General features: G+C 67.1%; 9 protein-coding genes. 1 reads left to right on the plus strand and 8 read right to left on the minus strand.

What is annotated here, in order from left to right:
• The coding region (locus AC5O77_RS04725; protein WP_494506555.1) for a transposase domain-containing protein at nucleotides 1-188 on the minus strand (188 nt) is incomplete at its 3' end.
• A 204-nt stretch (nucleotides 189-392) separates the two neighbouring features.
• Here AC5O77_RS04725 and AC5O77_RS04730 point away from each other — a divergent pair.
• Complete coding sequence (locus tag AC5O77_RS04730; protein WP_478057701.1) at nucleotides 393-1,814, plus strand: M28 family peptidase; 1,422 nt, start codon at nucleotides 393-395, stop codon at nucleotides 1,812-1,814.
• A gap of 163 nt (nucleotides 1,815-1,977) precedes the next feature.
• Here AC5O77_RS04730 and AC5O77_RS04735 read toward each other — a convergent pair whose 3' ends face one another.
• The 7 genes from AC5O77_RS04735 to AC5O77_RS04765 form a co-directional block, all read right to left on the minus strand.
• Nucleotides 1,978-3,429, minus strand: a complete 1,452-nt coding sequence (locus AC5O77_RS04735; protein ID WP_049399972.1) for an alanine/glycine:cation symporter family protein — start codon at nucleotides 3,427-3,429, stop codon at nucleotides 1,978-1,980.
• 10 nt (nucleotides 3,430-3,439) lie between these two features.
• Nucleotides 3,440-4,432: a hypothetical protein gene (locus AC5O77_RS04740; RefSeq protein ID WP_478057699.1), complete on the minus strand. Its 993-nt coding sequence runs from the start codon at nucleotides 4,430-4,432 to the stop codon at nucleotides 3,440-3,442.
• Nucleotides 4,433-4,669: 237 nt separating this feature from the next.
• Complete coding sequence (locus AC5O77_RS04745; protein WP_494506543.1) at nucleotides 4,670-5,506, minus strand: TrmH family RNA methyltransferase; 837 nt, start codon at nucleotides 5,504-5,506, stop codon at nucleotides 4,670-4,672.
• On the minus strand, nucleotides 5,499-7,019 hold the full coding sequence (locus AC5O77_RS04750) for an alanine/glycine:cation symporter family protein (protein WP_478057698.1): 1,521 nt from the start codon (nucleotides 7,017-7,019) through the stop codon (nucleotides 5,499-5,501). The genes AC5O77_RS04745 and AC5O77_RS04750 overlap by 8 nt, the downstream gene beginning before the upstream one ends.
• Nucleotides 7,020-7,197: 178 nt before the next feature.
• On the minus strand, nucleotides 7,198-7,737 hold the full coding sequence (locus tag AC5O77_RS04755; protein ID WP_121504476.1) for a GNAT family N-acetyltransferase: 540 nt from the start codon (nucleotides 7,735-7,737) through the stop codon (nucleotides 7,198-7,200).
• Nucleotides 7,730-10,855: an efflux RND transporter permease subunit gene (locus tag AC5O77_RS04760; protein WP_478057697.1), complete on the minus strand. Its 3,126-nt coding sequence runs from the start codon at nucleotides 10,853-10,855 to the stop codon at nucleotides 7,730-7,732. The genes AC5O77_RS04755 and AC5O77_RS04760 overlap by 8 nt, the downstream gene beginning before the upstream one ends.
• Entirely contained in the window at nucleotides 10,852-11,958 is a 1,107-nt protein-coding gene (locus AC5O77_RS04765; RefSeq protein ID WP_032130214.1) for an efflux RND transporter periplasmic adaptor subunit, read from the minus strand. Before AC5O77_RS04765 ends, AC5O77_RS04760 begins: the two co-directional genes overlap by 4 nt.
• Nucleotides 11,959-12,219: the final 261 nt, after the last annotated feature.

Here is a 12,219-nt window from a genome sequence, read left to right on the forward strand (position 1 = left end):
TCGCGGAACAGGGCCATGCCCAGCACCAGCCACAACACCTGATCGCTGGGTAATCTGCGCCTGCGGATGGAGGCCTGCGAGGAGAGTTCCAGCGCGCTGGACACCCATTCCACCGGGATGTTCTGGGTGAAGGTGCTCAGGTCGGAGAAATTGAACAGGTCACCAAGGTCGAGCAGTTGCTGTTGGATGGGCACAAAAAATCCGATGCCAGAAGACTGGCATCGGATTCTGATTGGCTCAGCTGCTTAAGTGAACAGCATTACGCCCTGGCGGGGCTTTCGCTTTGCCGGTCATGGCGGAAAACAGCGTTCGCGCCAGCCATGACCTCCCGCCCATGCGCCGGGCTGAACGACTGTTAAGCTCCAAGGCTTGGTCCCTTCCCGGAGCTGTCCATGCGTCGCCGCGTCCTTGCCATCGCATCCTCCCTCGCCCTGCTGGCCGCCCCGGCCTTCGCGGCGCCGCACACCACCACCCTGCCCCCGGCGTCGCTGGCCACCGCCGCGCAGCTGCGCGACCAGGCGCTGGCCGATGACACCGGCTGGAAAGTGGTTGAATCGCTCACCACCGAAATCGGCCCGCGCATCGCCGGCAGCGAGGCCGACGCCCGCGCCGTGGCCTGGGCCGAAGCCAAGTTCAAGGCCCTCGGCTTCGACAAGGTGTGGAAGGAACCGGTGACGTTCCCGAAGTGGGAGCGCCGCAGTGAACACGCCGCGGTGACCGGCAGGAACCCGCAGCCGCTGCAGATCACGGCGCTGGGTGGCAGCCCGGGCGGCACCGTTGAAGCCGAAGTAGTCCGCTTCGCCGACCTGAGCGCACTGCAGGCCGCACCGGCCGGTTCGCTGAAGGGCAAGATCGCGTTCGTTGATTACCAGATGCTGCCGTTCCGCGATGGCCGCGACTATGGCCGTGGTGGCGCGATCCGCAGCAAGGGCCCGTCCGAAGCGATCCGCAAGGGCGCGGTCGGTTTCCTGATGCGCTCGGCCGGTACCGACTCGCACCGCGTGCCGCACACCGGCATCACCCGTTTCGACGACGGCCTGACCCCGGTGCCGTCTGCAGCACTGTCGGTGCCCGACGCCGACCAGCTGGCCCGCCTGCTGGCCCGCGGCAGCACCACGGTGAAGGTGGCGCTGGACTGCGGTTGGGATGGCACCGCCACCTCGTACAACGTGATCGGTGAGATCACCGGCCGCAGCCTGCCGAAGGAAGTGGTGGTGATCGGCGGTCACCTGGATTCATGGGATCTGGGCACCGGCGCGGTGGATGACGGCGCGGGCGTGGGCATCACCATGGCTGCGGGCCATCTGATCGGCCAGCTCAAGCAGGCGCCGAAGCGCACCATCCGTGTGATCGCGTTCGCCAACGAGGAGCAGGGTCTCTACGGCGGCAAGGCCTACGCCGAGGCGCATGCCAAGGACGTGGCCCTGCACCAGCTGGCGGCCGAGAGTGACTTCGGTGCCGGCCGCATCTATGCCTTCAATACCGGTTCGCCGAACCCGGAAGGCTCGCGCGAAGCGACGAAGCAGATTGCCGAAGTGATGAAGCCGCTGGGCATCGAGTACCAGGCCGACAAGGGTGGCCCGGGCCCGGACGTCGGCCCGTTGGCCGCCAAGGGTGGCGCGTGGGCATGGCTGGCGCAGGACGGCTCGGACTACTTCCACCTGCACCACACCGCCGACGACACGCTGGACAAGATCGACCCGAAGGCGCTGGCGCAGAACGTGGCCGCGTACACCGTGTTCGCGTACCTGGCCGCAGAAGCCGATGGCAGCTTCGGCAGCGAGGCCAAGGCGACCACGCCGCCGAACGAGTGACGTGGTAGCGCCGGGCCATGCCCGGCGAAAGCAGCGGCGAGAGCGGTGCGAACCAAGGTTCGCACCCACCGGGTAAGGGCGCATCCACCGAGTAATGGCGCACCCACCGGGCGATGGCGTGGGTCAGCGCCCTCGCGCTGGCGAGGGATCTGACCCGATCCTGTCAGCCCTCCCACACGCTGGTGTTGCGCACACCCAGCAGCTTCGGGTTGAACAGCGGATCCTTGCCCGCCTGGCGATGCTGTTCGTAGTCGCGCAGCGCCGCCAGCGCTGGCTTCTGCAGCAGCAGGATGGCGATGATGTTCAGCCAGCTCATCAGGCCGACGCCGATGTCGCCCAGCGACCACGCGATCGTGGCACTGTTCACCGCTGAGTAGCCGGTCGCGGCCAGGAACAGCAGCTGGAACCCGCCCATCACCCACGGCGCGGGACGATCACGGCACAGGTAGCTGATATTGGTCTCGGCCATGTAGTACAGCGCCAGGATGGTGGTGAACGCGAACGGCAGGATCGCCAGCGCCACGAACGAGCGGCCGAAGCCCGGCAGCGCGGACTCCACCGCGTGCTGCACGAAGCGCGGCCCGGCTTCGACGCCGGGCAGATTGCCCAGCAGCAGGCGCGCCTCATCCGGAATGCCGTTCACAGCCGGGTCGTAAACGTTGTACAGGCCCGTGGACAGGATCAGGAAGGCGGTAGCACTGCACACCACCATCGTGTCGATGTAGACCGAAAATGACTGCACCAGGCCCTGCTTGACCGGGTGGGTGACTTCGGCGGCGGCGGCTGGATGCGCACCGCTGCCCATGCCGGCCTCGTTGGACAACACGCCACGGCGCACGCCCCACTGGATGGCGGTGCCGATCATTGCACCGAACGCTGCATCCACACCGAATGCACTGCGCAGCACCAGCATGATCACCTCCGGCACTTTCTCTGCATTGAGCACCATCACCAGTGCCGCCACCAGCAGATACGCCACAGCCATCAACGGCACCACCCACTCGGCCACCCGCGCGATGCGGCGCACACCGCCGATCAGGATCGCGCCCAGCACCACCAGCAGCACCGCCGTGGTGGTCATCACCGGCACGTCCCAGGCTTCGTTCACCGCACTGGTGATCGCATTGGACTGGGTGCCGGCCAGCATCGCACCGGCCAGCACGGTGACCAGCGCAAACAGCACTGCATACCAGCGCTGGCCCAGGCCTTTTTCGATGTAGTACGCGGGGCCACCGCGGTACTGGCCCTTGGCATCGCGGTCCTTGTAGATCTGTGCCAGCGTGGATTCGATGAAGGCGCTGGAGGCGCCGAGGAAGGCGACGATCCACATCCAGAAGATCGCGCCCGGGCCACCAAAGGCGATGGCCATGGCAACGCCGGCGATGTTGCCGACGCCGACGCGGCTGGACAACGACAGCGACAGGGCCTGGAACGGTGACACACCGGCTTCGGAGCGCTCGTGCCGGAACATCAGGCGCAGCATCTCCGGCAGCGCGCGCAGCTGGATGAAGCGGGTACGCACGCTGAAGTACAGGCCGGCGAGCAGGCAGAGCACCACCAGGTACGGGCTCCAGACGATGCCGAGGATGGTGTTGACGATGGATTCGATGTTCATCGGCAGCCCCTCAGAAGAACATGCCCAGGGCGACCTGGGGGCTGATGATGCGGCCGGTGTTGCGCCCGGCCACGGTGAATTCGACGCCGGCGATCAGGCCCAGCGACGGGCTGAAGTGATACTCCACCGCCGGCGCCAGGCTGACGTTGCGGCTGGCCGGACGGTGCTCTTCAATCCGCTCGATCGCACCACTGCCGTTACGTGCGAAGCCGCTCAGACGCTGGCCGGTCTCGCGGCTGGCGGCCATTTCCATCACCCCCACCCAGCGCGAATTGAAGCTGTACTCGGCGCCTACCGACAGGCCCAGTACCGAGCCGCGCGAAATGTGCCCCTGGAAGGTGTCATCGGTGCCGTACACGCTGGTGCCGGAAATGGCAGTGCGCGACGGTGCCGGCCCGGCGCTGAGCTGGGCGCGCCAGCGCACGGGGCGGTCATTGCCCAGCCACACCACCTGCTGCACGCCCAGCGCCGCGGTGGTGCGCTGAACGCCGTCGCCCTGTGCATCCAGCGGATTGCCGGTGATACGGTCATGGCTGCCGGTGCTGAAACGCTGCACCAGCGCGACCGAGATGGCCGGACGGGTGCCATCGGCATTCGGCGCCTGCAGCAGGTACTGCAGGCGTGCGGTGGTGTCACCGGCGCGGAAGCCGCTGCTGCGCGCACTGCCGGATTCGGAGCGCGAGGCACTGAGATTGACCTGGCCCATCACCCGGTCACTGAAGCCATAGATGATCGGCACCACCGTGGCCCAGGCGCCACTGTGCTCGGCACTGCGGCGACGATCACCGTTGTTGTCGTAGTGGTCGCGGCTGTCGACCCGCACCAGATAGGGCTCGATGTACCAGTTGCCCTGCGGCAGGCCGGCCGGATTCGGCGTGATCAACGGGCCGGTGAAATTGACACCATCGAGACTGCGTTCCGCGGCCTGTAGCGATGGTGCGGCAAGCGCAGCGAGTGCCAGCACCAGGCAAGTGCGACGTGTGCGGCGTTGGATTCGATGCATGGAACCACTCCTGTACGACGTTGGAAGGAACTCCACCGTGCGACGCAGGAAACGGCCCAGCAATGAGACAAATACTAAAATTGCTTGCCTGTCCATCAAGCGTGTTTGAAGCAACGCAAGCTGACGCGGATGACCCAGTTTGCTGCGCGTGCATCGTTTTCGCTCTTGCGCCGCGCAAAAGAAAACCCGGCCGCAAGGGCCGGGTCAGGAGATCAACACAGCATCAGCACGACAGAATCAGCCGTGGCGGCGGCTCGCCCACTGTGCCAGCAACACGGCCGTGGCCGAGGCCACGTTTAGGCTCTCCACCGCGCCGCTGCCGGGAATCGAGACCTGCAGGTCGCATTCGCTGGCCAGGCCGCGGTCCATGCCCTCGCCTTCAGCACCCATCACGTACACCAACCGTTCCGGCAGCGACGCACGGAACACGTCGTCGCCACCATCAACGAGGGTCGCGGCCAGCCCGAAACCGGCCGCTCGCAGCTGTGCCATGGCCTGTGCGTTGTCCGGCAACTGCACCAGCGGTACCGATTCGGCGCCACCTTCGGCCACGCGCGCAGCGGCACCAGACAGCGCCAGCGTGCTGCCGGCCGGCAGCAGCAGCGCCTTGACACCGAAGTGCGCGGCCGAGCGCAGGATTGCGCCGAAGTTGTGGGGATTGCCGACACCGTCCAGCCACAACGCCAGCGCCGGGCCTTCGCCCAGATCCTCCAGCCACTGCGCCAGCGGTACGACGGGCGCACGCAGCACGTCGGCCACCAGGCCTTCGTGGTGCGTGGTAGCGGCCAGTTTGTTGAGGTCGCCCTCCTCCACCACGCGGTAGCCCACACGGTTGGCCACGCACCACTTCAACACCGGCTGCATGCGCGGAATCAGCGCGTCCACCAGGTACAGCTTGCGCAGCGCCTGCGGGCGCTTGGCGAACAGGGCCTGCACGGCGTTCCAGCCATACAGGCGCAGTTCGTCATTGCCACGCCCCGGCGGTGGCGGGGTGCCGCCCTCACGCGGTGGCAGCGGGGTGGCCCGCGGCGGTCGCGACGACGGGCGGCGGGCGTTCTTCCAGGGATCATTCACTACGGGACAACTCCAGCTTGCGTTGACGCCAGAAATCGGCGTTCTTGATGCCCAGGGCATCGGGGTCGAAAATCGGATCCAGGCCCAGCTTCTTCTGCCGCTCGTAATCGCGCAGGGCCAGCATGGCCGGCTTCTGGATGATGAGGATGGCAATGATGTTCAGCCAGGCCATCAGGCCCACGCCGATGTCACCCAGCGCCCAGGCCAGGGTTGCATTATGGAACGCGCCGAACACCACCATGCCGATGATGCCCAGGCGCAGCACCAGCACGGTCAGCGGGCGCTTCTTGTTGTGGTTGACGTAGGTCAAGTTGGTTTCGGCCATGTAGTAATAGGCCATGATCGTGGTGAAGGCGAAGAAGAAGATCGCGATCGACACGAACGCCGAGCCCCAGCCCGGCAGCACGGCTTCCACACCCGCCTGGGCGTAGCCCGCGCCTTCCGGAATGCCGGCCAGGCCCTGGAAGATCGGCGGGGCGCCGGCACCTGCCGGCGAGTACACGTTGTAGGTGCCGCTGGCCAGGATCAGGAACGCGGTGGCGGTGCACACCATCATGGTGTCGAAGTAGATGGCGAAGGCCTGCACGTAGCCCTGCTTGGCCGGGTGCGAGACTTCCGAGGCGGCTGCCGCGTGCGGGCCCGAGCCCTGGCCGGCTTCGTTTGCGTAGATGCCGCGCTTGATGCCCCACTCCACCGCCAGGCCCATCATCGCGCCGAACGCGGCGTGGGTGCCGAAGGCGCTGCTGAAGATGATGCCGAACATCTCCGGCACGCGATCGTAGTTGATGATCATGATGACGATGGCGGTCAGGATGAAGGCTGCCGCCATGAACGGCACCACCACTTCGGCGAAGTTGGCGATGCGCTTGACGCCGCCGAAGATCACTACGCCCAGCAGCAGCGCCACCACGATGCCGATGCCCAGCTTCAGCGCCTGCACCGACTCCATGCCCATCGTCTGGCCATCCAGCGGGCCGCACAGTGCGGTGCCACGGCAGGCGTTGATGATGCTGTCGGCGATGGCGTTGGCCTGCACGCCCGGCATCAGGAAACCGGCGGCAATGATCGTGGCAATGGCGAAGACCAGCGCGTACCACTTCAGGCCCATGGCCTTTTCGATGTAGTACGCCGGGCCACCACGGTAACGGCCTTCGGCGTCCTTGGTCTTGTAGATCTGTGCCAGCGTACATTCCACGTACGAGGTGGATGCGCCGAGGAAGCCCATCACCCACATCCAGAAGATCGCACCGGGGCCGCCGAAGGCGATGGCGGTGGCCACGCCGGCGATGTTGCCGATACCCATGCGCCCGGCCATCGACATGGCCAGGGCCTGGAAGGACGACACACCGGCGTCTGATTTCTCACCCTTGACGGTGAGGCGGCACATCTCGAGGAAGCCGCGGATCTGCATGAAGCGCGTGCGCAGGCTGAAGAACAGGCCGGCGCCCAGGCACGCGAAGATCAGTGCCTTGCTCCAGATGATGCTGTTGATGAAATGTACGGTAGCTTCCACGCGCGCTCTCTCCAGTCGGCGGGTTGTGAGGACGTCCCGTCGGCTGGAGGGGACCGGTCGATTCTCCCTGATCGAAGGCCGCTGCGGTAGCGCTGTGTTGTAGAGCCGAGCCCATGCTCGGCGTGGTGATGACGGCGGCCGAGCACGGCCTCGGCTCTACCGCGGCCGGCCCGCGTGTTCAGGGCAGCTGCGTGCGCACCCGGGCGAAGCGGCGCAGGTCGTGCAGCACCCCGCGCTTGTAGACCGCGCAGCGGTCCACGCCTTCTTCCTGGAAACCGTTCTTTTCCAGCACCCGGGCCGAGCCGAGGTTGAAGTCGACCACCCCGGCCTGCAGCCTGAACAGGCGCAGCTCGTCCATCACCCAGGGTGCGAACAGGCCGACCACCCGGGTCATCAGCCCTTGGCCCCAGTAGGCCTGGCCCAGCCAGTAGCCCAGTTCCGCCATGTGCCCGCGCTCGGCAGTGCCCTGCTGGGCCCCGACGCTGCCGCAGGCCTGGCCGTCGATCTCGATGGCCAGGTTCAGGGTGCCAGGGGCCAGCACGCGACCGGCGAGGAAGGCCTCGCCATCCTCGCGCGTGTACGGGTAAGGGAAACGATCACGCAGGCCCCGCGATACCTCGGCGTCGTTGGCATGGCGCAGCAGCGATTCCAGATCATCCGGGCGCCAGGGGCGCAGTTGGAAGCCGTCGCCTCGCAGCACGGTGGTCGGATCAGGCATGACCACCCACCGAGGGCGACTCCGCCTCCTGCTTCTCCAACTCGCGCTTCACCGCTTCCGGCGAGCGGGTGTAGGGCGCCAGCCGCGCGTAGAACGCCGGCACCACGAACAGCGACAGGAACGTCGAGAGGGTCACACCGAAGATGATCACGATGCCGATGGTGCCACGGCTGGCCGAACCGGGGCCGCCGGCCACCACCAGCGGGACCGCACCGACCACGGTGGCGATCGAGGTCATCAGGATCGGGCGCAGGCGCACCATCGCCGATTCGATGATCGCCTCGCGCACGGTTCTTCCGTCGTCACGCAGCTGGTTGGCGAATTCAACAATGAGGATGCCGTTCTTCGCGGCCAGGCCGACCAGCATGACGATGCCGATCTGGCTGAACAGGTTCACGGTACCGCCACTCACCCACAACCCGACCAGCGCGCCGAGCACGCCCAGCGGCACGGTCAGCATGATGGTGAGCGGGTGGATGAAGCTCTCGAACTGCGCGGCCAGCACCAGGTAGACCACCAGCAGCGCCATGGCGAAGGTCAGCAGCACCGCGCCACCGGCACTCTGGTATTCGCGCGATTCGCCCTTCCAGTTCACCTGTGCGTACTGCGGCAGCTCCTCGCGCGTGACCTGCTGCGCCCAGGCAATGGCTTCACCCAGCGGATAGCCCGGCGCCAGGCCCGCGTTGATGGTGATCGAGCGCAGGCGGTTGAAGCGGTTCAGGGTGCCGGCCTCGGCCACCTCACTCAGCGTGACCAGGTTGGACAGCGGCACCAGTTCGCCGGAGGTGGCGCGCACGCGGATGGCGGCCAGGTCGGCCGGGCTGGCACGGCCATCGCGACCGGCCTGCACCAGCACGTCGTACTCTTCGCCGTTGTCGACGAAGGTGGTGACGCGGCGCGAGCCCATCATGGTTTCCAGTGCCGAACCGATCGCGGTGACCGGCACGCCCAGGTCGGCCGCACGCTGGCGGTCGATGTTGACCCGCATCTGCGGCCGCGTTTCCTTGTAATCCGAGTCCGGGCCGACCAGGCCGGGGTTGTCGGCCATGCGCAGCAGGATACGGTCGCGCCACTGCGCGATCTCGGCATATTCCGGGCCGCCCAGCACGATCTGGAACGGCTGCCCGCCGCTGCGCACCAGGCCACCGCCCACCTGCGTACGCACGCGCACGCCGCGGATGGTGTCCAGTTCCTTCTGCAGTTCGTTGGCCACTTCCGGCGTGCCTTCGCTGCGCTGGCGCCACGGCTGCAGGAAGATGCTGACGCGGCCGGTGTGCATTTCCTCGCTGGCACCCCAACCACCGGGCACGCGTGGATTGGCGCGCACGATCGGTTTGTCCGGGCCAACATGCGGTGCCAGCATCGATTCCACCTGCTGCACCTGCTGCACGGTGTAGTCGTAGCCGGCGCCTTCCGGGCCGTCGATCATGATCTGGAACGAACCGCGGTCTTCGGCCGGCGCCAGTTCCGACGGCAGCAGCTTGAGCAGGCCCCAGCTGGCGGCCAGTGCGGCCACCATCACCAGCAGGTAGATCCAGGTGCGGTCCACGTGGTGGTCGAGCACCCGCCCATAGGCCCCGGCCAGGCGTTCCAGGTTGCGGTTGATGAAGCCATGCAGGCCACGCGGTGCCTGCCCGGTATGCGGCTTGAGCAATTTGGAGGCCATCATCGGCGTCAGCGTCAGCGCCACAAAGGCGGACAACGCCACCGCCGCCGCCAGCGCCACTGCCAGTTCGCGGAACAGGCGCCCGGTATTGCCTTCCAGGAACCCGACCGGCAGGAACACCGCCACCAGCACCGCGGTGGTGGCGATCACCGCAAAGGCGACCTGCGTGGTACCGCGTTTGGAGGCGACCAGCGGGGGTTCGCCCAGGTCGATGCGGCGCTGCACGTTTTCCACCACCACGATCGCATCGTCCACCACCAGGCCGATGCACAGCACCAGGGCAAGCAGGGTCAGCAGGTTGATCGAGAAGTCGAACGCATACAGCGCGATGAATGCCGCGACCAGGCAGACCGGCACCGTCACCGCCGGAATCAGCGCAGCGCGGAAGCTGCCGAGGAACAGCCAGATCACTGCCAGCACCAGAATCATCGCCTCCACCAGCGTGGCGTAGACGCGGTCCACCGCGGCTTCGATGAAGGTGGTGTTGTCGAAGGCAACGAAGATCTGCGTGCCCTTGGGCAGGGTCAGCGCGACCCGTTCGGCTTCAGCGCGCGCAGTACGCGCCACGTCCAGCGAGTTGGCGGTGGAGGTCTTGACGATGCCCAGGCCGATGCCCGGCTCGCCGTTGCTGCGGTAGTACGCGCGGCGCTCGGCCGAGGCCAGCTCGATCTTCGCCACATCGCCCATGCGCACCACGTAACCATCGCGACCCTTGCCCAGCGGGATGGTCGCGAAGTCTTCGGGCTTGATGTAGTTGCGCTCCACGCGCAGGGTGAAATCGCGGTCGGTCGACTCGATGCGGCCGGCCGGCAGTTCCACGTTCTCGTTGCGCAGCGCGGTTTCCACGTCGCCGGTGGTCAGCCCGCGCGCCGCCAGCTGGTCGCGGTCCAGCCAGATCCGCATCGCATAGCGCTGGCGGCCGCCGATGCGGACCTGGGCCACGCCGTCGAGGCTGGAGAAACGATCGACCACGTAGCGGTCGGCGTAGTCGCTCAGCTCCAGCGTGTCCATGGTCGAGGAGACCATGTTGAACCAGATGATCGGGTCGGCATCGCTCTCGACCTTGGCGATTTCCGGCGGCCGCGCCTCTTCCGGCATGCGGTCGGCGACGCGGCTGACCGCATCGCGCACATCGTTGGCCGCCGCTTCGATATCGCGGTTGGAGGTGAACTCGATGCTGACCTGCGAGCGGCCGTTGGTGCTGCGCGCGTTGATCGTATCGATGCCTTCGATGCCGGCCAGCGCATCTTCCAGCACCTGGGTAATGCGGCTTTCGATGACCGCGGCCGAAGCGCCGGTGTAATCCACCGATACCGAAACGATCGGCGGATCGATGGCGGGCAGTTCGCGCAGGGTCAGGCGGGTGAAGGACATCACGCCCAGCACCAGCAGCAACAGGCTCATCACCACGGCGAACACCGGCCGCTGGATGGAGATGTCGGACAGCTTCATCCGCCGTGGCCCTCGGCCGCGACCGGCGCCGGTGCATCAGCCGGCTTCGCACCCGTGACCGGTGCGGCGTCCTTGGCCGCGACCTTCAGGCCCGGGCGCAGCTTGCCGGTGCCATCGACCACGATGCGCTGGCCCGCTTCCAGGCCCTGCCTGATCTCGACCACGCCGGCACGGCGCGCGCCGGTGACCACATCCACGCGCTCGACGCTGTCGTCGGCGGTGATGCGGTACACGAAGGTATCGCGACCGACCTGCACCACGGCGATTTCCGGAATCACCAGCGCCGGGCGCTCAGGGTGGAACAGGCGCACGTCCAGCAGCATGCCCGGGCGCAGGGCATGGTCACCATTGGCGAAGTCGGCCCGTACGGTCACCGCACGGGTGGCCGGATCGATGCGTGCGTCGACGGTACTGACCACGCCCTCGAAGGTACGGCCCGGCCACGCCACGCTGGTGGCACTGACCTTGTCACCGACGCCGAGCGCGGCCAGTTCCACTTCCGGCACCTGGAAATCGATGTGCATGTGTTCGATGTCGTCGAGCGTGGCGATCACCGTGGTCGGCGTCAGCAACGTGCCCGGGCTGACCTGGCGGATGCCGAGCACACCGGCGAACGGTGCACGCACGCGGCGGTCACCGATGTCCGACTGCATCTGCGCCACACGCGCCTCGGCGGCATCGCGGATCGATTTCTGCGTATCCAGCGTGGCGCTGGACACCAGCCGCTGCGTGGCCAGCTCGCGCTGGCGCCTGTACAGCTGGTCGGCCTCATGGAAGGTGGCCTGCGCCTGCACCAGCGCGGCCTCCTGGGCCTGCCCGCGCAGGGTCACGATCGGCGCACCAGCGGCAACATGCTGGCCGCTTTCGAAGTGCACCTTCTCGACGATCTCGCTGACCTTGGCGGTGACGCTGATCGATTCGCGCGCCTTGGCCGTACCCAGTGCCTGCAGCGTGTCATTCCACTGCGTGGACTGCACGACCTGCGCGGTGACCGGCACCGCTTCTCCCTGCCGACGGGCGGCGGCCTCCTGTTTGCCCGCGCACCCGGCCAGCACGGCCAGGCTGAGGCCAAGGGCCAGGGTCGAAGCGATGCGAGCCAACATGAACGGTCCTGAGTGATCCACGGCCGCCGAGTGTAGGCAAGCGCCCACAGAAGCGATATGTGCCAAGCGTTTACTGGCGTGGAACCGGCGTCGCGATAGCGCCGTGAACCCGTTCCGTGCAAGGCTGACCGCAGCGGTGTCGGCATGTGTCGAGGTGTATCCAGCCGTGCACCGCAGGCGTTGCCATCGTAGAGTCGAAGCTGCCCGGCAGAGGGCGTCGGGCGGGGGCGGATCCTGGCGGGGATCCGGCCCCGGTTTTTT

The sequence above is a fragment of the Stenotrophomonas sp. INTA L402-1 genome (genome assembly GCF_059295135.1).